Raw genomic sequence first — 22,002 nt, 5'->3', positions numbered from 1 at the left:
GGGTTGACACACCACTGTGACCCGTGCCATATTTCAAGGGTGAACCTGTCAGACAGCCGGACAGCCGGACAGCAAAGTGGCGGAGCCGCTCCGCTTGCCCGCCTCAGCGCCGCCGAGGCTGTCTTCAACGCCATCCGCGGCGACATCGAAAGCGGCCGGGCGGCCGTGGGCGCCAAGCTCAACTCCGAGGCGGCCCTTGCCCAGCAGTACGGCGTGAGCCGCTCGGTGATCCGCGAGGCGCTCCGGTCCTGCACCGCCCTCGGCCTCACCGTGACGCGCACCGGCCGCGGCACGTTTGTCGTCGCCGACCACGTGGCCAATGACCTGGTGCTCGGCCAGTTCTCGGCCCGGGACCTGACCGAAGCACGCCCGCACATCGAAGTTCCCGCCGCCGGACTTGCCGCAGAGCGCCGGACCGCCGAGGACCTGGACATTCTTCGGGCGCTGGTGGCGTCCATGGCCGGGGAGACCGATCCCGAGGCCTGGGTGCTGCTCGATGCCGGTTTCCATGCCGCCATTGCCCGGGCCAGCGGCAACAAGGTCTTCGAAAGCGTCGTGGCGGACATCCGTGACGCCCTGGCCCACCAGTCCGAAACCCTGAACCTGGTGACCGACCGCCAGCACGCCTCCGACGTCGAACACCAGCGCATCCTTCATGCCATCGAAGCCGGATCCGCCGCAGAGGCCAGCGCCGCCATGAGCGCGCACCTTCGCGCAGTGGGCGATGCCCTCGACTCCATCCTCAGCCAGTAATTCTCAGCCAGTAACCGCCCCGCCAGATAACAGCCCAAGGACTCCATGCTTTCCCCTGCCTTGCCCGTCCATGCCGACGCCCGGGACGACACAGCCCCCGACTTCCCGGCCCTGCCCCGGCACGCCGCCCTGGCGGTCCAGACCCGCGACGGCCTCGTGGAAAGCGTCCACTACGGCTCGCTGATCGCCACCGCGCCCGACGGCAGCACCCTGCTTTCAGCCGGGGAGCCGCTGGCGGCGTTCTATCCGCGATCCTCGCTCAAGCCCCTGCAGGCCGTGGCAATGGTCCGGGCCGGGCTCGACCTCCCCGCCGACCTCCTGGCCCTCACAGCCGCGAGCCACTCCGGTTCCGCCGAGCACCGCGACGGCGCCCTCCGCATCCTCGAGCTCCACGGGCTCACGGCCTCGGCCCTGGAAAACAGCACGGACCTCCCCTACGGCGTCCCCGAGCGCGAGGAATGGCTCCGCGAAGGCGGGCTCCCCACCCGGATCGCCCAGAACTGCTCCGGCAAGCACGCCGCCATGGCGGCCACCTGCGTTATCAACGGCTGGCCGGTCCGGGGCTACCTCGACCCCGGGCACCCGCTGCAGAAACTCGTGGCGGAGACCGTCGCGGAACTGACCGGCGAGGAGCCGTCCGGCACCAGCACCGACGGCTGCGGCACCCCGCTGTTCGCGCTGACGCTGGCCGGAATGGGCCGCGCCTTCGGCCGCCTGGCCGCCGCGGAACTTCCGGACGGCGCGTCCGCCCCGGAAAGTCCGGAAGCCGCCGTCGCGCATGCCATGCGGCGCCATCCGGAGATGGTGGCGGGCGAAGGCCGCGACGTCACCGACCTCATGCGCCTCGTGCCGGGCCTGCTCGCCAAGGACGGTTTTGAGGGCATCCAGCTGGTGGGCCTGCGAGACGGCCGCGCCATCGCGATCAAGATTTCCGACGGCGGGGACCGTGCCCGCATGCCCGTCACCGTACGGGCACTGGAAGCGCTCGGCGTCGATACCACCCCGCTCGCGGGCATCGCCACCGGCGCTGTCCTCGGCGGCGGCAAGCCCGTGGGCCTGCTGCAGGCCGCAGATTTCCCCTCCCTTGTACCTGCCAACGACTTTGTCCCTGCCAACGATGCCAAATAAGGACCGCCCATGACCGAAACCCAGACCCTCCCGGACGTCCGGTCCGAGCATGACCTCCTCGGTGACCGGGACGTTCCCGCCGCCGCGTACTGGGGCGTGCACACCCTGCGCGCCGTGGAGAACTTCCCCATCACCGGCCAGCCGCTGTCCACCAACATGCACCTGGTCCGCGGCCTCGCCGCGGTGAAACTCGCCGCCGCCCGCACCAACCTCGAACTCGGGCTCCTGGACCCCGAACGTGCCGCCGCCATCGAAGCCGCCTGCACCGACGTCCTGAACGGAGACCTGCACGAGCAGTTCGTCGTCGACGTCATCCAGGGCGGCGCCGGGACCTCCTCGAACATGAACGCCAACGAGGTCATCGCCAACCGGGCCCTGGAAATCCTCGGCCACCCCAAAGGCCACTACACCCGCCTGCACCCCAACGACCACGTCAACCTCTCCCAGTCCACCAACGACGTCTACCCCACCGCGGTCAAACTCGGCACCATCTTCGCCGCCCGCGAGCTGCTCTCCGCCCTGGCCGAACTCGAAGAAGCGTTCGCCGAAAAAGCCCTGGAATTCCGCACCGTGGTCAAAATGGGCCGCACCCAGTTACAGGACGCCGTGCCCATGACCCTGGGCCAGGAATTCGGCACCTACGCCATCACCATCGGCGAAGACCGCCTCCGCCTCGCCGAAGCGGACCTGCTGATCCACGAAATCAACCTCGGCGCCACCGCCATCGGCACCGGCCTGAACGCACCCCCCGGCTACGCCGCCGCCGCCTGCCGCCACCTGGCCGAGATCACCGGCCTGCCGCTGGTCACCGCCCCCGACCTGATCGAAGCCACCCAGGACGTCGGCGCCTTCGTCCACCTCTCCGGCGTCCTCAAACGCGTCGCCGTGAAACTCTCCAAGATCTGCAACGACCTGCGCCTGCTCTCCTCCGGCCCGCGCGCCGGCTTCGGCGAAATCAACCTCCCCGCGGTCCAGTCCGGATCCTCGATCATGCCCGGCAAAATCAACCCCGTGATCCCCGAAGTCGTCTCCCAGGTCGCCTACGAAGTCATCGGCAACGACGTCACCATCACCATGGCCGCCGAAGCCGGCCAGCTCCAGCTCAACGCCTTCGAACCCATCATCGTCCACAGCCTCCACAAGAGCATCTCCCACCTCGAAGCAGCCGCCCGCACCCTCACGGCACGCTGCGTCCGGGGCATCACCGCCAACACCGAACACCTCCGCCTCACCGTGGAACAATCCATCGGCCTGGTCACCGCCCTGAACCCCCACCTCGGCTACGCCACCGCCACCGCCATCGCCCAGGAAGCCCTCGCCACCGGCCGCGGCGTCGCCGAACTCGTCCTCGAACACGGCCTCCTCACCGCCGACCAACTCCAGGAACTCCTCAGCCCCGAACGCCTCGCCAACCTCAGCAAATAGGCACACCCGCAGGACCCCCGAACCCGGAAACCAAAGGATCCCCCATGTCCAATCCCCAGCAGGGCACCGCGACCCAGCCGGCCATCACGGACCACACCGTCCCGGCACAGGCGCATGCCACCGAATCCCTCCTTCACGCCGAAGACAAGGGCTACCACAAGAGCCTGAAACCGCGGCAGATCCAGATGATCGCGATCGGCGGCGCCATCGGCACCGGCCTGTTCCTCGGCGCCGGCGGCCGGCTCAACGCAGCCGGCCCCTCCCTCGTCATCGCCTACGCCGTCTGCGGCTTCTTCGCCTTCCTGATCCTCCGCGCCCTCGGCGAACTCATCCTGCACCGCCCGTCATCCGGCTCGTTCGTCTCCTACGCCCGGGAATTCTTCGGCGAGAAGGCCGCCTTCGTCGCCGGCTGGTTCTACTGGATCAACTGGGCCACCACCACCATCGTGGACATCACCGCCGCCGCCCTCTACATGAACTTCTTCGGCAAATACGTCCCCTGGATGGCCGACGTCCCGCAATGGGCCTGGGCCCTGACCGCCCTGATCGTCGTCCTGGGCCTGAACCTCGTCTCCGTAAAGGTCTTCGGCGAAATGGAATTCTGGTTCGCCATCATCAAAGTCGCCGCCCTCGTCGCGTTCCTCCTCATAGGCACCTACTTCGTCATCTTCGGCACCCCCGTGGACGGCCAGGAAGTCGGCCTCAGCCTCATCACCGACAACGGCGGGATCTTCCCCAACGGCATCCTGCCCATGATCATCCTGATGCAGGGCGTGCTCTTCGCCTACGCCTCCATCGAACTGGTCGGCACCGCCGCCGGCGAAACCGAAAACCCCGAAAAAATCATGCCCAAGGCCATCAACTCCGTGGTCTTCCGCATCGCCGTGTTCTACGTCGGCTCCGTCATCCTCCTGGCCCTGCTGCTGCCCTACACCACCTACCAGAAGGGCGTCAGCCCCTTCGTGACCTTCTTCGGCTCCATCGGCATCCAGGGCGTGGACGTCATCATGAACCTCGTCGTCCTCACCGCCGCCCTGTCCTCCCTCAACGCCGGCCTCTACTCCACCGGCCGGATCCTGCGCTCCATGTCCGTCGCCGGCTCCGCCCCGAAGTTCGCCCAGCGCATGAACAAAGCCGGCGTCCCCTACGGCGGCATCGCCATCACCGCCGGCGTCTCCCTGCTCGGCGTCCCGCTGAACTACCTCGTCCCCACCCAGGCCTTCGAAATCGTCCTCAACGTCGCCTCCGTCGGCATCATCGTCACCTGGGCCACCATCGTCCTGTGCCAGATGCAGCTCAAACGCTGGGCCGACAAAGGCTGGCTCAAACGCCCCACCTTCCGGATGATCGGCGCCCCCTACACCGGCTACCTCTCCCTGCTCTTCCTCGTCGGCGTCCTCGTCATGGTCTTCATCGACTCCCCGCTCACCCTGCTCGTGACCCTCGTCGCCTGCGCCCTCATGGTCGCCGGCTGGTACGCCTGCCGCAAACGCATCCACGAAATCGCCGAAACCCGCGACGGCTACACCGGAATGTCCCCCGTAATCGCAAACCGCCCCGGCCCCGGCGGCACGGACCGCATCTAGCCCGCAACAATTGAGCGCGAACGGACACTCGAGGCCCTTGATGAAAGTGGCCCAAGTGTCCGTTCGTGCTTAATCCCAGGGTTCCTGCACCACCCCTGGGGCACCCGGGTTCCCTGGCAACTTAGCCGGGCGCCGCCGTCGGCGTTTTGCTTCTTGACCCCCGGGCTGGCGCGGGCGTAGCTTGGCCGCACCCTGCACCATCATCAAGCCCTAATAAGGAAGTGTCATCATGCCGGAATTCATGGATGTCCATCGCAACATGACTGGACTGACCAAGGAGGACCTTCAAGCTGCACACGATGCGGACCTGGCGATTCAAAGCGAGGAAGGCGTCGTGTTTAAGACGGCTTGGGGTGACCCCGAATCAGGCGTCGTCTACTGCCTGTCCGAGGCCCCGTCGGCGGACGCGGTGAGGCGCATACACGAACGTACCGGCCACCCGGCAGACGAGATACATCCAGTCCCCATTAAGGTCTGAAAACAACCTTCCCGGCATTTCTGCTCCGCTATTCGCCGTTCCCGGGCGGCCCGGGCCGTGGTTCCGGGCCTCCACACCCGGGCGGCCCGGCAAAGTGGTGCAGAAATGCCAGAGTTTCCCGTGCGACGGGCCGTTTCCGCCGCCAATCGGCCTACGATTGAAGAATCCGGGGGCGCACGAAGGCGCGCGGGCCGCGGAACGTCGAAGGACCGGGATCAATGGACGTCGTCGTCATCGAAACCCCGCAGCTGGGGGACCGCAGCTACCTGGTCCATGACGGCCGAGTTGGGCTGGTGATCGACGCCCAGCGGGACACGGACCGCATCGAGGAAGCCGCGCGGCAGGCAGGCGTGGCCATCACCCACGTCGCCGAGACGCACGTCCACAACGACTACCTCACCGGCGGACTGATCCTGGCCCGCGCCCACGGCGCAAAGTACCTGGTCAACGCCGCGGATTCCGTGGCATTCGAGCGCGAGCCCATCACCGACGGACAGACCGTGCAGATCGGCGGCTTCTCCCTCAGGGCCGTGGCCACGCCCGGCCACACGCACACCCACCTGTCCTACGTGGTCACGGACGGGCGCACCAAGGCTGTCTTTTCCGGCGGCAGCCTGCTCTACGGCTCGGTGGGCCGCACGGACCTGGCCGGCCCCGCGGATACGGCCGGGCTGGCCAGGGACCAGTACGCCTCGGTGCGCCGGCTGGCTGACGAGGCCGGTCCCGACGCCGCCCTGTTCCCGACCCACGGTTTCGGCTCATTCTGCTCTACCGGCCCGGCGACGGGCGCGGCGGCGTCCACCATCCGGGAGCAACGCGCCACCAACCACGCCCTGACCGATCCGGACCCCGAGCATTTTGTGGCCGAACTGATGGCCAACCTTTCGGCCTATCCCTCCTACTACGCCCACATGGCCCCGATCAACATGACCGGCCCAGAGCCCGCGGACCTGAGCCTGCCAGAATCCCTGGACGGCGCTGAACTCGTCAGCCGGCTGGCGAGGGGCGAGTGGGTGGTGGACCTCCGTCGCCGGGTGCTGTTCGCGAGCAGCCACCTGATGGGAACCGTGAGCTTCGAGTATGGGTCCGGGTCCAGTTTCAGTTCGTACCTCGGCTGGGTCTTGCCGTGGGGAGAGAAACTGACCCTCGTGGGCGACCGCAAGGATCTGCGGAGCGCCATCCGGGACCTCTCCCGCATCGGTATCGACCGCCCGGACGCCGCTGTCGGCACGGAGCCCCACGCACTGGCGCCGGGGGCCGCCGTCGCCTCCTACCCCCGGGCCGGGTGGGCCGCCGTGGTCGCCGAAAAACCCGCCGGCGACACGGTGCTGGATGTCAGGCGCACGGAGGAGTTTGACGCATCCCACGTGGCCGATGCGCTCAACGTGCCGCTGCACGAACTGCTGGGACGCCTGGACGAACTTCCGCCCGGCAGGATCTGGGTGCACTGCAATTCCGGCTACCGGGCCGGCGTGGCGGCCAGCCTGCTGCAGAGGGAAGGCCGGGACGTGGTGCACATTGACGCCCGGTTCCGGGAAGCCGCAGCGGCGGGTGTTCCGATGCACCTGCAACAGGCGCAGAGACTCTAAACGGCTTATCGAGGATCCACATGTCAAAGGAGAACGGTGATGGATGCTGAAGGCAAAGTGGTTGTCGGCGTGGACGGTTCGGAGTCCTCCATAGAGGCGCTGCGCTACGCGGCCCGGGTTGCGCCCGCCCTGGACGCACGGGTTCACGCCGTGGCCTGCTGGAATTTTCCCGAGATGTACGCCGGCTATGTGCCGCCGGACTTCGACGCGTTCGAGGCCTCCGCCGCCAAAATACTGGCGGAAACCGTCGACAAGGCGTTCGGACCGGACGCCCCCGAGGGCCTCACCACGGAGCTGGTGCGCGGCCCCGCACCGGAGAAGCTGGTGGAGGCTGGAGCAGGAGCACGAATGCTGGTGGTGGGCCGCAGGGGGCACGGCGGATTCCTGGGCCTGCATCTGGGGTCGGTGAGCTCAGCCTGCGTCTCGCATGCCGACTGCCCGGTCCTGGTGGTGCATGTGAAGGAAAGCCACCGGCCCCACCATCTCTGGTGGGGCTCCAAGGCCAAGAACCGCGACCCGGCCAAGGGCTGACCGGCCCGCGTAACGCAACGCGCGCGCAACCCCCTGCCCGGCCGGTTCGCATATGCTCAGCAGACAGACTCAAACTGGCTCAGCGACGAACCATCCGGGAGACACTTCATGACCAATTGGCGGATCAGGGATTTCCACTCAGCGGACCTGGACGGCATCCTGCACCTCTGGGAGTCGTTGAAGGCCACCAACGTTGAACCCGTGTACGCGCTCTCCGAAGTGCTCGCGTCCTGCGAAAAGGACCACGCCGTCGTGGCGGTGCTGGGCGATCAGGTGGTGGGCGCCGCCGTCGGACGTGCCGCGCACGACCAAGGCTGGATCGTCTTCCTGGCCACGCTGCCCGAGTACCGCGGCCGCGGGATCGGAACGTCGCTGCTGGCCGCCGTCGAGAACCGGATGGCGCCACACGGGCTCAACAAGCTGTCCGCCCTCATGCCGGAGTCGGAAACCAGGGTGGAGGCCTTCCTGAGCCGGGGGTTCATGCTCAAGAAGAACCTGCGCTACTTCGAGCGCACCATCCCAGTCCAGCGCCAGGAGCTTGAGCCGCTGGGCCTGCTGGGCGGCCGCATCCTGGCCCGGGACCTGTGGGAGAACGTGGCCGGCATGCGCCGCGAAAAGGAGCTGCTGGAACGGCGCCTCGTGCTGCCGCTGGCCGAGGCGGACCTGGCGGACGAGTACGGCGTGGTGCCGCCGCGCGCCGTCGTGCTGTTCGGGCCGCCCGGCACCGGAAAGACCACCTTCGCCAAGGCAATCGCGTCCCGTCTGGAGTGGCCGTTCGTGGAGGTGTTCCCCTCCCGGCTGGCCTCCGATCCCAAGGGCCTGGCCGGGGCGCTGCGCGAGACGTTCCTGGAGATCGCCGAGCTGGAGCACGCCGTGGTGTTCATCGACGAGGTGGAGGAGATCGCCTCGCAGCGCTCGGGCGAGCCCCCGTCGCCGCTGCAGGGCGTCACCAACGAACTCCTCAAGATCATCCCGGCCTTCCGCGAACAGCCGGGCCGCCTGCTGGTCTGCGCCACCAACTTCATCCGCGCCCTGGACACCGCGTTCCTGCGCCACGGCCGGTTCGACTACGTCATCCCCATCGGGCTCCCGGACCGCCAGGCCCGCGAGGCCATGTGGCAGCGCTTCATCCCCGCCGCCGTGGTGGACGACGTCGACGTGGAGCTTCTGGTGGACCGCACCGAGGGCTTCTCCCCCGCGGACATCGAATACGCCGCCCGCAGCGCCTCCCAGCGTGCGCTGGAAAAAGCGGTGTACGACGACGGCGGGCTGGCGTCCGGGGGCACCGTGGCTGTCCGCGAGGCCGTCCGGAAGGGCCCCGCCACGCAGGACTATCTCGATGCCATCGCGGATACCCGGACCACCGTCAGCGACGAGGTGCACGAGACCTTCCTCGAGGACATCGAGGCACTCGGCCGGGTGTAGGGCTGCCCTGCCGCCACGGGAAGGAGGCGCCGTGATCCTGTTCCTGACGGTTGTGAGCGGGCTGGCCTGGACCGTGGTGTACGCAGAGGCCATCCGGATCGGCTTCCGCGGCCGCACCTACGCCATCCCGGCGGCGGCCCTGGCCCTGAACTTCGCCTGGGAGGTGGTCCACGCCTCGCATTCCGTGGCCACCGGGATTACCGCCCAGGGCGTCTTCAACATCGTGTGGGGAGTGGCCGACGTCCTCATCGTGTACACGTTCCTAAGGTTCGGGAGGGCGGAGCTGCCGTCCTGGGTCACCCGGCGGCTCTTCATCGGCTGGGCGGTGCTGCTGGGCGTCACGGCCATGGCGGTGCAGCTGCTGTTCGTGGTGGAGTTCGGCTGGGACGACGCCGCCCGCTATGCCGCCTTCCTGCAGAACCTGCTGATGTCCGGCCTGTTCATCGCGATGTTCGTGGCGCGCGGCGGCAGCCGGGGCCAATCGCTCGTCATCGCGGTGGCGAAATGGATCGGCACGCTGGCCCCCACGGTGGTGTTCGGCTGGTACGGGAATTCACCGCTGGTCCTTGGCGTCGGCGCGCTCTGCAGTGTGCTGGATGTTGCCTACATCGGCCTGCTGTGGCTGGCCCGGACCGGCTCCTTCCCGCCCCGTTACGCCGGTCCTCGCGATCCGTTGGAATAGAGGCCGCCCCGGCGCTACTCTTTGAGCCATGTCTCCGAACCCGCTGCGGCATGCCGCAGCCCGCATGGGCGGCCGCAATCCCCACGAGCAACACAGGACTGCCACGCCGCTGGAACTATTCTTCGACCTCACGTTTGTCATTGCGTTCGGGGTGGCGGGAAGCCAGTTCGCCCACGAGATCGCCGAAGCCCACTTCGGCGCGGGACTGCTCGGCTTCTCCTTCGCGATGTTCGCCGTGATCTGGGCCTGGATCAACTTCACCTGGTTCGCCAGCGCCTACGACACCGACGACTGGGTCTTCCGGGTGGTCACCATGGTCCAGCTCCTGGGCGTGCTGATTCTCGCCATGGGCATCGAGCCGTTGTTCCGCTCGCTCGTGGCCGGCGACCATGTGGACAACGCCGTGATCGTGGGCGGCTATGTGATCATGCGCCTTGCCCTGGTCTTCCAATGGCTGCGCGCGGCGCGGCAGGACCCGGCCCGCCGCCAGACCTGCCTGCGGTACGCGAGCTACCTTGGCACGGTGCAGCTCGGCTGGATCGCGGTGCTGATCATTCAGGCCGACCTACCGACGACCATCCTGATGATCGTCCCCCTCTACGTGCTGGAAATGGCCACGCCCTACGTCGCCGAGCGGTCAATGCGGACCCCGTGGCACGCGCACCACATCGCCGAACGCTACGGGCTACTCGCCATCATCGCCCTCGGCGAATGCCTGATCGGCGCGATCGAAACCCTCCGCGCCATCGTGGCCAACCATGGCTGGAGCGTCGATGCGGCGCTGGTGGGGTTCGGCGGAACAGCGCTGGCCTTCAGCATGTGGTGGATCTACTTCATCCTGCCCGCCGGCCAGGCCCTGCACCTCCAGCGGCACCGCTCATTCTTCTTCGGCTACGGGCACATGCCGGTCTTCGCTGCCATTGCCGCGACGGGCGCCGGACTGCATGTGGCCGCCTACTACATCGACCATGGGGCGCACATCAGCGCCGCCGTGGCGGTTGCCAGCATTGCAATCCCCGTAGCGCTGTTCAAACTCTCCCTGACCTGGCTGTTCAGCGTCATGATCTGCGCGGACCGCACCGTCATTGCCGTCGCCGCCGGAGTGGTGGCGGTGCTGGCCGGCGCCGTTGCCCTCGCCGAAGCCGGGGTTTCGTTGCCCGTCTGCCTGATGGTGATTGTCCTGGCTCTTGCCGCGTCCATCGTCATTGATGAGCGCCGCGGCACGGAGCGGCTGGCCGCCGCATTGGAGCACTTGGAAGGCGGGGCTACCGTGGCGCCGGCAGAATGACCACGATTTTCCCTTTGGCGCGCCCATTCTCCAGGGCGGCGAAGGCGTCAGCGATGCCGCCGAACGGATACTCGCTGTCAACGACGGGCTGAAGCGCCCCTTCACCCACCAGCGCGGCGAGGAAGCGCAGGTCATCCCCGCTGGGATGCATGAAGAGGTAGCGGTAGCCGGCGCGCGCCCGCCTTGCCCGCAACCGGACCGGAAGGCTGATGGCCCAGAAGAGCGCCGCGACCCAGCCGGGGGCGGCCAGGTCCTTCCGCGCGGTCAGCGGCTCGGGGACTCCCGCGATCGACACCACCCTGCCTCCCGGCTTGAGGATCCGGAAAGACTGCTTCAGCGTGTCGCCGCCCACCAGGTCCAGCACGGCGTCATAGTCCGGCAGTTCGTCGGCTATGCGTTTCCGGGTGTAATCGATCACGCGGTCCGCGCCGAGTCTCCGCACCAGTTCGTCGCCGCGCGGGGACGCCGTGGTGGTCACCTCGGCACCGAAGTGCTTGGCCAGCTGGATCGCCAGCGTTCCCACGCCGCCTGCGCCACCGGAGATGAAGAGCCTGGTGCCCTTCCCGACGGCGAGTTCGTCGCGCAGGGCCTGAAGCGCGGTCAGGCCGGCCAGCGGCAGTCCCGCCGCTTCGGCGAATCCCAGCGACGCCGGCATGGCGGCGACGATCGCCTGATCAATGCACACAAGCTCTGCAAAAGCGCCGAGGGTGGCCTTGTCGACGCGCGCATACACGCGGTCCCCGATTTCGAAACCGCCCGTTCCGGGTCCGACGGCGTCCACCGTTCCGGCCACCTCGCAGCCGGCGATGATGGGAAGCCTGTAGGAGCTGATGGCCCGCAGCTTTCCCTGGCGCAGCTTGTAGTCGACCGGGTTGAGCCCCGCGGCAGCGACCCGGATCCGCACCTCGCCGGGTCCGGGATGCGGTTCGGGGACGTCCCGGAGTTCCATGGCGTCTGCCCCGCCGTACCGGGTGAGGACGTAGGCCAGCATGGCTAGTCCCTGGGTGCGCCGTCCGTCCCGGGGGTGCCGACAGGCTCGACCGGCGGCTCAGGCTCGGGGGTCGCGGCAGGCCCGACCTGCGGGGCGTCTTCGTAGGACAGATTCTCGTAGTCGGTGTCGTCCGCCTCGTCCAGGCGGTCGTCCAGTTCCTCGAGCAGCCAAGGGTTCACCCTCGCCAGGATCATCCGGATCTCGGCCTCGGGAACGGCTGCGTACAGCACGGGACGGGCGTCGGCATAGCGCGTCACCGGCGGCTTGTCCGGCCACTTCTCGGCCAGCGCCTTCACCCGTTCGGGCAGGGAATTGTGCGCGTTGTCGGCGATTTTCACCAGGGTGGCATCATGGTCCTCGGCGATGAAACGGATGCCGGCCTCGTAATCGTCCGGGTTGTCGTGCAGCCGCTTGGTGACCCGCTCGATGATGCCCACCGCCCGCTCCGAGACGCCCATGTCCAGCAGCGCCTGCCGCGTGATGGGCGTGTCCTCCGCGATGTCATGGAGGTAGCCGGCGATCCGGATGTCGTCGTCGAAATCGGCGAGCGCATCACCGACCGCGATAACGTGCTCGCGGTACGGGCGCTTGAGCTTGTCCTTCTGGCGGTTGTGCGCCACTTCGGCGAGGACCTTGGCGGTCTCTACGGTGAAGCGTGCTTCCGGCAATCCTTGTTCTGGCATGTATTCAGCGTACCCACCGGCACCAACTCCGCGGGCACCAACTAGACGCCCGGCCACACCCACGGCTCCCGCGGCAGCGATGCGGGATCAAACGCGTCAAGCGCCGACTCCAGGCTCTCGCCGGGCAGCCCCAGCGATTCCAGGATCGTCCGGCGGGCGGCGTCGGGGGAAACCCCGACGGCGGCCAGGTCTGCCAGCGTCACCGCGCCGTCGCGCTTCGCCAGCCGTGCGCCGTCGGCGTTGACCACCAGCGGGACGTGCGCATATTCCGGAATCGACATATGCAGCAGCGAGGCGAGATATGCCTGCCGCGGCGTGGACGGCAGGAGGTCGTCCCCGCGGACCACCTGGTCGATGCCCTGATCGGCATCGTCCACCACCACGGCGAGGTTGTAAGCCGTCACGCCGTCGTTGCGGCGCAGCACGAAGTCGTCCACCATGCCCGCGTAGGCCCCGTGCAGGGTGTCGTGGACCGCCCATTCCGCGACGGAGGACCGCAGCCGGATGGCGGCGGGGCGGGTGGACCGCCTGAACTCGAGTTCTGCCGTCGACAGCCCCCTGCACGTCCCCGGGTAGGCGCCCTGCGGCGCATGCGGCGCGGACGGCGCCTCCTGGATCTCCCGGCGCGTGCAGAAGCATTCGTAAGTGAGCCCATCGGCCGCGAGCCCGGCGATCGCCGCCGAGTAAAGCGGTTCACGGTCGGTCTGCCGCACGACATCGCCGTCCCAGGTCACGCCGACGGCCGCCAGATCGCGGAGCTGCTCAGCCTCCGCCCCGGCGCGGGCCCGGTCCAGGTCCTCGACGCGCAGCAGGAAGCGCCGGCCGGTGGAACGGGCGAAGAGCCACGCAAGGATGGCCGTCCGGAGGTTGCCGACGTGCAGCTCACCGGACGGGCTGGGGGCGAAACGGCCAGCGCTGGTCATGCCCTCCAGCCTATGCCGAACAACACAAGAGCCCCTCAGCTACCGCGCACTCCGGCAAATACCGGGCTCGGTGGCTCAGGGGCTCTTGCCGTGCCGGATCCGGGCTTCAGAGCTCCGTATCGGAGCTCCATCCCTCGAACCGTGGCACTGCTTGCGGACAGACGATGCGTGAACAAGTGTCAATCAGCGGCGGCTTCCTTGCGGGAAGCGTGGTCCAGGGGCCGGGTGGTGTGCCGGGGACCTGTAGCCTGCGGGCGTTGGCGGTGGCCGCTGCCCTTGTTGCCACAATTTGAGCAGAAGTCATACAGTTGGCGCAACAGGCATTGCCTGAGATGGTCAATCTGACCAACTCCAGGGTCCCTGATATGCAGGAAGTGATCAGATTGCAGCAGCTCGATGCCACCGACCGGCGGATCCTGGCCGCCTTGGACGAGGATCCGCGGGCGCCGATCATGGTGCTGGCCCAGCGCCTGGGACTGGCCCGCGGAACCGTTCAGTCACGCCTGGAGCGGATGACGGCGTCGGGCGCGCTCCGTCCCAACAGCAGCCGCGTGCTTCCCGCCGCCCTGGGGCGGGGTGTGGCGGCAGCGGTGAGCGCTGAACTGGACCAGAGCCACCTCAACGAGGCCATCGCGGCCCTCCGCGAGATCCCGGAGGTGCTGGAGTGCCATGCCCCGGCCGGGGACACCGACCTCCTGATCCGGGTGGTGGCCACCAGCCCGGATGACCTGTACCGGGTCTCCGAGGAGATCCGGCTGTGCCCGGGCATCGTGCGTACGTCCACGAGCATGTTTCTGCGCGAAGTGATTCCTTACCGGACCACGGGGCTTTTAGGCGACTGAGGGGCGACATTCCGCGCGCCACTCCGATCTTGTGCAAATCATTGGATAAAACTGCGGCTATTCTGCCGCCTGTCCTGCGGTGCCGACTGTAGCCTGATCCTGCATCAGCCTGCAGCGCGTCGCGGCCGGCCGTTGCGCCCTCCACCCCAAGGTCTCCGCCAGGGTTCGGTCTCAATAAGGAACTCCATGCGCTTAATTTCCCGTTCCATCGCCTCTGCCACCGGCCTGCTGGTGCTCGCCGCGGGGCTTGTCGCCCTCCCGGCCAGCCCGTCACTGGCGGCGGCCGATCCAGCAGTGGACGGTCCCGCTGCGCAGTTCATCGAGGGGACCCCGCACGGGGATCACGTGTACGAGTCGGCCCCCGGGGTGCCCATGGACGGGCTTCCCACGGGACTCGCCCTGCAGACGGAGGCGGGGGGTACGGCCGCGGCGCCGATCAACGTCAAACTGGTGATCGCCAAGCTGGCTGACAACAGGAACACCGTTTCCCTGGCCTCGGCCGAGCAGGCCGTCGCGGCTTCCAGCAACTACTGGAAGGCGATGTCCAACGGCCGCATCTCCATGACCGTCACCAGCCGCACCACAGGGTTCCTGTCCGCCGCCAAGTCGACGCAGTCCTACTACGACGTCATCAACACGATTACCAGCGAGCTGAAGTGGGCCTACAGCGCTAACACCGCGCTCGTCGTCTTCGTCCCGACCGCCACGCTGTCCTCCGGCGCCCTGGGCGCCGGCTACAGCAGCAACGGCAACAGCGGGCGCGTGCTGATGCCCCAGATCAGCACCTACACCAGCAGCGTGATCGCGCACGAGTTCGGCCACGTTCTGGGGTCCATGCATGCCGACGCACTGCAGTGCAGCAGCGGCGCGTCCGACGTCGGCACCACCAGCACCGGACAGTTCACCGATTCCTCCTGCTACATCCGTGAATACGGCGACACCACCGACCTCATGGGCGCATCGCACCCGAGCATGCCGGTGATCAGCTCGCCTTTCTGGGACTGGAGGGGCCTCGGCCTGGGCAACGAAATCCGCGACCTGGGCGTCGCCGCCGGCGTGAAAAGCTACACGCTGAAACCGTGGGGCGGAACCGGCGCAGGCCGCGCGGTGAAGTTCACCGATCCCGTCAGCCGGGAGGTCTACTACCTTGAGCTGAGGGAGCCGGCCGGCTATGACTCCTACCTCGCGTCGGGGTCCGCAGGCAACCGCGGCGTCAAGATCGTCCAGCGCGGCGGGGCTACCCCGTCGTCGTCCCTGACGCTGATGCCGTCCACCATTCCGTTCAGCGGCTATTACAGCCCCAACCACGCCTGGCAGGCAGGCCGCACGTTCACCACCCACGCCGGGACACGGGTGACCATCAACGCCGTCACGGCCGCTTCGGCCACCGTCACCATCGACGCCGACCTCGCGCTGCGCACCAAAATCCAGTTCTCGGCCGGCGACATCAACGGCGACGGCCGCGCAGATGCCATCTCACGCGAAGCCGACGGCTCACTGCTCCTGCTCGCCGGCCAGGCCGGAAACAAGCTGGGCGCACCGGTCAAGATCGGCATCGGGTGGAACGCCTTCAACACGGTCCTGGGCGACGGCGACTTCAACGGTGACGGCCGCAGTGACCTCATTGCACGGACCTCCGACGGCGCCCTCTGGCTGTACCCGGGCACGGGCACCGGCGGCTTCCAGGCACGGAAGCAGATCGGGTCCGGCTGGGACATCTTCAAGCGCATCATCGCGGCCGGCGATTTCGACGGCGACCAGCGCCGCGACCTGATCGGCATGCGCGCCGACGGATCACTGTGGCTGTACCCGGGCAACGGGACCGGCGGCTTCCTGCCGGCAAAACTCGTGGGAACCGGCTGGCAGGGGTTCACTGCCCTGGCGGGCGCCGGCGGGCTCGCCGGCGGCGCCCCCGGCCTGCTGGCACGGAGCAGCGACGGCACCGTGTACCTCTACCCGGGCACCGGAACGGGCGGATTCCTGGCGCGCACCACCCTAGCGACGGGCTGGAACGGCGCGGCCGACCTGATGGGCGGCCAGGACTTCACCGCCGACGGCCACACGGACGTTCTGGTTGCCAGCAAGACCGGCGCCCTCATGGCGTATCCCGGAAACGGCGGCGGCGGGTTCGCAGCCAAGCTCAAGATCGGTTCGGGCTGGAACTCCTTCAGCCAGGTCTGGGAGGCCGGCGACTTTGACGGCGACGGTAAACCGGATGTCCTGGCCCGTTCCGCGGACGGCGCGTTGCGGCTTTACTCCGGAAACGGTTCCGGCGGGTTCCGCGCCGCCCGCCAGATCGGCAGCGGCTGGCAGGGCTTTGACCAAGTGATCTCCGCGGGCAACTTCAACGGCGCCGGCGGCCCGGACCTGGTGGCCCGGCAGGCCGACGGCTCGCTCTGGCTCTACCCGACCGACGGGAAGGGAACCTTCCTGACGCCCAAGAAGATCGGCAGCGGCTGGAGCATTTTCACGCGGATGCTGGCACCGGGCGACTTTTCCGGCGACGGACGCAACGACGTCATCGGCCAGTCCGCGGACGGCAAGCTCTGGCTGTACCCCGGGAACGGGACCGGCGGATTCCTGGCACGCAAGGAGATCGGCTCCGGCTGGGGGATCTTCGACCAGGTGATTGCCGCGAACGACTTCAACGGCGACGGGAAGGCCGACCTCATGGCCCGCACCGCTGACGGCAACCTCTGGCTCTACCCCGGCAACGGAGCCTCCGGCTTCCTGGCCCGCAAGCAGCTCGGCGCCGGCTGGAACGCCTTCCAGTCACTGGCCAGCGTGGGCAGGTTCGCCGGAACAGCCAACCCGAACATCCTCTCCACCTCGCCCGACGGGACGCTCTGGCTCCATACGGGCACGGGAACGGGCGCCCTCCAGAACGTTGTCCTGAATCCCCGCTGAGCCCGGGGCCGACAACAACGGGCCGGCCGCGGAAGTCACCTTCCGCGGCCGGCCGCATTTAACGCTGGAGCGTGCTCAGACGGGCGGGCCTGCGTTCGACTTCAGGTTCTTCATCACCAGCGTCGACGTCAGCCGTTCCACGCCCGGGAGGGACGTCAGCTCGCTGTCGTAGAAGCGCTGATAGGACGGAAGGTCCGCGGCAATCACCTTCAGCAGGTAGTCCGGGGAGCCGAACAGCCGCTGGGCCTCCACGATGTTGGGATTCCCTGCCACGCGGTTCTCGAAGATCTCCATGGTGGGCCGGTCCACCTGCCGCAGGGTCACGAAGACGATCGCCTCAAAACCGAGCCCGACGGCGGCCGGGTCAATGTCCGCTTTATAGCCGCGGATCACGCCGGACGACTCCAGGTCCCGGAGCCGGCGGTGGCACGGCGCCACGGTCAGGCCCACCTTCGCAGCGAGGGCCGTGGCAGTCATCCGCCCGTCCTCTTTGAGGTAGCGCAAAATATTTCTGTCGATATGGTCGATCACGCAAAAATCTTACCCGCCAGGCGGCGATCTGGGCGAAAACAGTGAACACTTATGGCGGTGATTTGCCTAGGCTTTTTCCTGTAACCCTCAGTCAGGAGCCCAGCGTGAATCTTCAGCTATTCCTAGCGTTCGTGGTGGTCGCCGCCGCCCTCGCCTGCACCCCCGGGGTGGACTGGGCCTACTCCATCACGGCGGGCCTGGGGCGGCGCAGTTTTGTCCCCGCGGTGGCCGGCCTGTGCAGCGGCTACGTCCTGCACACCGTCCTTATGGTGGCGGGCCTGGCAGCCCTCCTTGCCGGCATGCCCGGAGTCCTGGGCTGGATCACCGTTGCCGGCGCCGCCTACCTGCTGTGGCTGGGGACCGCCACCATCAGGTCCTGGCGGGGCGCGAGCTTCACCGCGGCGGCCGCCGCCGACAACCCCGGGCAGAACCAGCTCCGAACCTTCCTCCAAGGCATGGGGACCAGCGGAATCAACCCCAAGGGCCTGCTCTTCTACGTCGCGCTCGTGCCGCAGTTCGTCAGCGCCGAGGCGCCGCTGCCCGTACCGGTGCAGTCGGGACTGCTCGGCCTGACGTTCGTGCTGCTGGCAGCCATCGTCTACACCTGCGTCGCCTTGCTGTCGCGGAAGCTTCTGCATTCCCGGCCGGGCGCCGCCCGCAAGGTGACACTGACCAGCGGGATCATCATGGTGTGCCTCGGCGCGGTACTGCTCTCCGAACAGCTACTCCCGCTCATCGCGGACCTGGCCTAGCCGACCCTCAGGCCTTGCGCTCCATGAACCACTCGGTGAAGGCGCTGGCCCGTCCGTCCGCGCCAAGCCGGATCACCCAGAGGTTCTCGTAGCTCGGCCTGTCATCGAGATAGGTGGTGCGTCCCTGCACGAAGGCGAGGTCGCCGTCGGTTCCCAGGACGGACCACTCGAACCTCCAGTCCTCGGGCTTGTCTGCGGACTCGATCCACTTCTCCACGATCTGCTCCCGGCCGCGCCAGGCGTCCGGGTCATACGGGCGGGTGGCGTAGACGGCATCCTCGGTGAACAGTGCCCGGATGTCGTCGGCCGCGTTGGAGGTCCAGGCCCGGATGTAGGCTTCCACCCAGCTGTTGATTGCGTCGGTCATTTGTCCGTTCTACCCCGGCAGCGTGCCACCCACAAGGGCCACAGGACGGGCAGCGGCGTCAGTCCCCGTCCAGTTCCTTCCACTCCTGCTCCCAGAGCCGGCGCTCCTCGACGTCCTTGCGGATGACCTCGAATGTCTCGAGCTCGGCACGCCGGCGCCGCCAGTCCCGCGGGTTCAGGGACTTGCGGCCGTTATCCAGCGCGAGCAGGGCCCGGTCAGTCAGGGCGTCGTTGCGCAGGGCCATGCTGGTTTTGCGCCGCCGCAGGACCTCCTTCAGGGCCCGCTGCGCGGGCTCGTGGGCGCCGAGCCGGCGCAGCGAACGCGCCCGGACCAGCAACAGGGCGGCGGAGAGGTCATCCGCGTTGAGCAGTCCTTCAGTCCAGACCACAACCTCGCGGTCCCGCCCAAGGGTGTAGGCCAGCGCGCATTTCGCGAGGGCGGTGGGCAGCGACGGCGGCAGCATGGAGAGCGCCTCCAGCGCCGCTTCCGTCTGCCCTGTCTCGCGCAGCGCATGCGACAGGGCCAGGAACACCGATTCCTCGCTGAACAGCACCGGCACTTCGACGCGTTCGGCGACTTCCACCCGGGTGACCACGCGCGTCAGGTAGCTGGCCGCGAACTGGTTCGCGTCGTCGTCGTTCCTGATGCTGAGGCCGCGCTGCAGCAGTTCCACGGCACGCAGGTAGCCGCCCTGCTTGTGGGCGAGCAGCCCGGCCATCACGTAGCAGAGGCCCGCCCAGCCGGGGTACTCGCGGGCGGCGGCAATCAGCCGGTTGGGGTCGGTGCTGGCGAAGATGGCCTCGTAGACGGCCTTGGTGGCTTTGCCCGGGAGGAGCTTGAGCCTGGGGACGCTGCCGTCCACGCTGATCCGCGCGGAGTCCCTGCCGCCAAGCACACCGTGGAGCAGCCCGCCGACGCCCTCGGCAATTTCCTTCACCGGGGTGCGGACCTGACTGCCGCCAAACGGCGTGAGGTCGCGGGTGTCGCGGTAGATCGGTCCTGGAATCTGCCCCGCGGTCATTCCTCCATGCTAATAGCTCAGCGAATCTAGCCCGCAGCCGCGGCCACCCACACGCCAATGACCCAGGTGCTGGCGGCCAGGCAGGCCAGCCCGAACTCCGCGAGCATGCCCAGGCCGGTGGCTTTGAGCGCCGCCCAGCTGGTGGTCAGGGCGGTGCGGAAGTCGCGCGTTCGGTGGAGTTCGCTGAGCAGGAGCCCGGCGGCAAAGCCCACGAACAGCCCCACCACGGGAATGATGAACATGCCCGCGATGCCCAGCACGATGCCGGCCACGACGCTCCGGTTGGGGATCCTGTGCTGCCTGAGCTTGCGGCCGGCGAGCACGGCGCTGGCCGCCATGCCGGCCAGCACGAAGACCATGCCGATGGCAAAAACCACCCAGCCGGTGGTGCCTTCGCCGCCCCAGATGGCCCAGGCCAGCAGGCTCAGGCCGATCAGGAAGCTGCCGGGCAGCACGGGGATGACGGTGCCGGCCACGCCCACGACGATGGCCAGGCCGCACAGGACGGTCACTACGGTCTGGGCGTTCATTCCCCCAGTCTAGGGTTCCCGTCCCGGAGTTCCGGTCCCGCGTTCCCGTCCGGGGAACGACGACGGCGGCGCCTCCCCAGCACGGGAGGCACCGCCGTCGGGCTTCAGTCAGCCGTCTCAGCTGCCGTTGGCGGCAGCCGCTCTCAGGCAGAGGCCCGTTAGACTCCGTCTTCCACGGCCGCCGCGGCCACGGCGGCCGTGACGGCCGGCGCCACCCGCGGATCCAGCGGGCTGGGCACGATGTAGTCCGCGGACAGCCCCTCCTCGGCCAGGGCAGCGATGGCGCGTGCTGCGGCGAGCTTCATGGCAGGCGTGATGCGGCGCGCACCGGCGTCCAGCGCGCCGCGGAAGATGCCCGGGAAGGCCAGGACGTTGTTGATCTGGTTCGGGAAGTCGCTGCGTCCGGTGGCAACCACGGCAGCGTACTTGGCGGCCACCTCGGGCAGCACTTCGGGGTCCGGGTTGGACAGCGCGAACACGATAGAGCTGTGGTTCATCAGCTTCAGGTGTTCCTCGGCCAGCTTCGAGGACGAGACGCCGACGAAAACGTCTGCGCCGAGCAGGGCCTCGGCAGGGCCGCCCGCGATGCCGCGGGGGTTGCTGCGCTGCGCCATCTGGGCCTTCTTGCTGGCGGAGTCCGCGGCGATGTCCGGGCGTTCGGCGTTGATCACGCCGCGGGAGTCCAGCAGCACGACGTCGCTGATGCCTGCAGTGAGCAGGATTTCGGCGACGGCGATGCCGGCGGCGCCGGCGCCCGAGACGACCACGCGCAGGCCTTCGAGCTCGCGCCCGGTGACCTTGGCAGCTCCGGTCAGTGCGGCAAGGACCACGACGGCGGTGCCGTGCTGGTCATCGTGCATGACGGGGCAGTCCAGGGCCTCGATGAGCTTTTCCTCCAGCTCGAAGCAGCGCGGCGCCGAGATGTCCTCGAGGTTGACGGCGCCGAAGCTGGGACGGAGCCTGACAAGGGTTTCCACGATCTCGTCCACATCCGTGGTGTTGAGGACCAGCGGGATGGAGTCCAGTTCACCAAAGGCCTTGAAGAGGGCGGACTTGCCCTCCATGACGGGCAGCGAGGCGCTGGCGCCGATGTTTCCCAGGCCGAGGACGGCGGTGCCGTCGCTGACTACCGCCACCAGGCGCTGGGCCCAGGTGTGGGTCTTGGCAAGCTTGGGGTCGGCGTGGATGGCGCGGCTGACCTGGGCAACGCCCGGGGTGTACGCGATGGAGAGGTCGCGCTTGTTGGCGAGCGGGACGGTGCTGGCGATGGAGAGCTTGCCGCCCTCGTGGGCCGCGAAGATTTCCTGGTCCGTCAGCGCTTCGGCCGCGGTGTTGTCGGTGGGGGCAATCGTTTCAGTGGACACGTCGTTGTCTCCTGGGCTAGCCGTGGGCGCACGGCACAGTGGGCTCAAGCATTGGAGGCTCAAGATGGTCGGGTGCGCGCTTCGCTGACGGCCCAAAGGGTGGCGGGGTCCGTCCGGAAGCCCGCTGGTACGGGTTGCTAGCCACTCCGGTCCTGCAATGGTAAACACTCCGGAACGGCCTGCTTGGCCACGGGGCGGCCATTTGA

At 68.1% G+C, this 22,002-nt stretch carries 21 protein-coding genes; 13 read left to right on the top strand and 8 right to left on the bottom strand.

Features of this window, described 5'->3' with window-relative positions:
* Positions 1-39 precede the first annotated feature (39 nt).
* From B1A87_RS19235 to B1A87_RS19190, 10 genes are all read left to right on the top strand, one after another.
* Positions 40-753: a FadR/GntR family transcriptional regulator gene (locus B1A87_RS19235; RefSeq protein WP_078027530.1), complete on the top strand. Its 714-nt coding sequence runs from the start codon at positions 40-42 to the stop codon at positions 751-753.
* A 45-nt stretch (positions 754-798) separates the two neighbouring features.
* The gene (locus B1A87_RS19230; protein WP_078027529.1) at positions 799-1,881 is read left to right on the top strand and encodes an asparaginase; all 1,083 of its coding nucleotides are present in this window, start codon (positions 799-801) and stop codon (positions 1,879-1,881) included.
* A 9-nt stretch (positions 1,882-1,890) separates the two neighbouring features.
* The gene (locus tag B1A87_RS19225; protein ID WP_144275887.1) at positions 1,891-3,306 is read left to right on the top strand and encodes an aspartate ammonia-lyase; all 1,416 of its coding nucleotides are present in this window, start codon (positions 1,891-1,893) and stop codon (positions 3,304-3,306) included.
* 44 nt (positions 3,307-3,350) lie between these two features.
* Positions 3,351-4,892, top strand: coding sequence for an amino acid permease (locus tag B1A87_RS19220; RefSeq protein ID WP_144275886.1), 1,542 nt, complete (start codon positions 3,351-3,353; stop codon positions 4,890-4,892).
* A 229-nt stretch (positions 4,893-5,121) separates the two neighbouring features.
* Positions 5,122-5,370 carry an SCO4226 family nickel-binding protein gene (locus B1A87_RS19215; RefSeq protein ID WP_078028286.1) on the top strand — a complete coding sequence of 83 codons (249 nt, stop codon included), beginning with the start codon at positions 5,122-5,124 and terminating at the stop codon, positions 5,368-5,370.
* Between the two features lie 218 nt (positions 5,371-5,588).
* Positions 5,589-6,959, top strand: coding sequence for an MBL fold metallo-hydrolase (locus B1A87_RS19210; protein WP_078028287.1), 1,371 nt, complete (start codon positions 5,589-5,591; stop codon positions 6,957-6,959).
* A gap of 39 nt (positions 6,960-6,998) precedes the next feature.
* Positions 6,999-7,490 carry a universal stress protein gene (locus tag B1A87_RS19205; protein WP_078028288.1) on the top strand — a complete coding sequence of 164 codons (492 nt, stop codon included), beginning with the start codon at positions 6,999-7,001 and terminating at the stop codon, positions 7,488-7,490.
* A gap of 108 nt (positions 7,491-7,598) precedes the next feature.
* Positions 7,599-8,915, top strand: coding sequence for an ATP-binding protein (locus B1A87_RS19200; RefSeq protein ID WP_078028289.1), 1,317 nt, complete (start codon positions 7,599-7,601; stop codon positions 8,913-8,915).
* A 31-nt stretch (positions 8,916-8,946) separates the two neighbouring features.
* Complete coding sequence (locus tag B1A87_RS19195; protein WP_078028290.1) at positions 8,947-9,597, top strand: hypothetical protein; 651 nt, start codon at positions 8,947-8,949, stop codon at positions 9,595-9,597.
* A 28-nt stretch (positions 9,598-9,625) separates the two neighbouring features.
* The gene (locus B1A87_RS19190; protein ID WP_078028291.1) at positions 9,626-10,885 is read left to right on the top strand and encodes a low temperature requirement protein A; all 1,260 of its coding nucleotides are present in this window, start codon (positions 9,626-9,628) and stop codon (positions 10,883-10,885) included.
* Here the strand turns inward: B1A87_RS19190 and B1A87_RS19185 are convergent.
* From B1A87_RS19185 to gluQRS, 3 genes are read right to left on the bottom strand one after another with little or no spacing between them, the layout of a single operon-like run.
* Entirely contained in the window at positions 10,863-11,876 is a 1,014-nt protein-coding gene (locus tag B1A87_RS19185) for an NADP-dependent oxidoreductase (RefSeq protein WP_078028292.1), read from the bottom strand. The two genes, B1A87_RS19190 and B1A87_RS19185, sit on opposite strands and share 23 nt — an antisense overlap.
* Before the next feature lie 2 nt (positions 11,877-11,878).
* Positions 11,879-12,559: a phosphohydrolase gene (locus B1A87_RS19180; RefSeq protein ID WP_260680968.1), complete on the bottom strand. Its 681-nt coding sequence runs from the start codon at positions 12,557-12,559 to the stop codon at positions 11,879-11,881.
* Positions 12,560-12,600: 41 nt separating this feature from the next.
* Positions 12,601-13,482 carry a tRNA glutamyl-Q(34) synthetase GluQRS gene (gene gluQRS / locus B1A87_RS19175; RefSeq protein WP_078028293.1) on the bottom strand — a complete coding sequence of 294 codons (882 nt, stop codon included), beginning with the start codon at positions 13,480-13,482 and terminating at the stop codon, positions 12,601-12,603.
* A gap of 365 nt (positions 13,483-13,847) precedes the next feature.
* Here gluQRS and B1A87_RS19170 point away from each other — a divergent pair, with 365 nt between their 5' ends.
* Together B1A87_RS19170 and B1A87_RS19165 are read left to right on the top strand one after the other, a co-directional pair.
* A complete protein-coding gene (locus tag B1A87_RS19170) occupies positions 13,848-14,324 on the top strand; it encodes an Lrp/AsnC family transcriptional regulator (protein ID WP_260680967.1) in 477 nt (158 codons plus the stop codon).
* Positions 14,325-14,510: 186 nt separating this feature from the next.
* The gene (locus tag B1A87_RS19165; RefSeq protein ID WP_078028294.1) at positions 14,511-17,231 is read left to right on the top strand and encodes an FG-GAP-like repeat-containing protein; all 2,721 of its coding nucleotides are present in this window, start codon (positions 14,511-14,513) and stop codon (positions 17,229-17,231) included.
* A gap of 75 nt (positions 17,232-17,306) precedes the next feature.
* On the opposite strand, the gene B1A87_RS19160 is transcribed toward B1A87_RS19165, so the two are convergent.
* A complete protein-coding gene (locus tag B1A87_RS19160; RefSeq protein WP_078028295.1) occupies positions 17,307-17,762 on the bottom strand; it encodes an Lrp/AsnC family transcriptional regulator in 456 nt (151 codons plus the stop codon).
* A gap of 104 nt (positions 17,763-17,866) precedes the next feature.
* Here B1A87_RS19160 and B1A87_RS19155 point away from each other — a divergent pair, with 104 nt between their 5' ends.
* Positions 17,867-18,514, top strand: a complete 648-nt coding sequence (locus tag B1A87_RS19155) for a LysE family translocator (protein WP_078028296.1) — start codon at positions 17,867-17,869, stop codon at positions 18,512-18,514.
* 7 nt (positions 18,515-18,521) lie between these two features.
* Here the strand turns inward: B1A87_RS19155 and B1A87_RS19150 are convergent, their stop codons facing one another.
* The 4 genes from B1A87_RS19150 to B1A87_RS19135 all read right to left on the bottom strand — a co-directional run bounded on the left by B1A87_RS19150 (position 18,522) and on the right by B1A87_RS19135 (position 21,796).
* Entirely contained in the window at positions 18,522-18,881 is a 360-nt protein-coding gene (locus tag B1A87_RS19150) for a nuclear transport factor 2 family protein (protein ID WP_078028297.1), read from the bottom strand.
* 58 nt (positions 18,882-18,939) lie between these two features.
* Positions 18,940-19,902: a hypothetical protein gene (locus tag B1A87_RS19145; protein WP_078028298.1), complete on the bottom strand. Its 963-nt coding sequence runs from the start codon at positions 19,900-19,902 to the stop codon at positions 18,940-18,942.
* A gap of 26 nt (positions 19,903-19,928) precedes the next feature.
* On the bottom strand, positions 19,929-20,432 hold the full coding sequence (locus tag B1A87_RS19140; protein WP_078028299.1) for a DUF456 domain-containing protein: 504 nt from the start codon (positions 20,430-20,432) through the stop codon (positions 19,929-19,931).
* Between the two features lie 158 nt (positions 20,433-20,590).
* A complete protein-coding gene (locus tag B1A87_RS19135) occupies positions 20,591-21,796 on the bottom strand; it encodes an NADP-dependent malic enzyme (protein ID WP_078028300.1) in 1,206 nt (401 codons plus the stop codon).
* Between the last annotated feature and the right edge of the window lie 206 nt (positions 21,797-22,002).

The organism is Arthrobacter sp. KBS0703, assembly GCF_002008315.2.
GTDB lineage: Bacteria > Actinomycetota > Actinomycetes > Actinomycetales > Micrococcaceae > Arthrobacter.
Note: the sequence above shows the minus strand (reverse complement) of the source record. Positions and strands in the feature narration are given on the sequence as shown.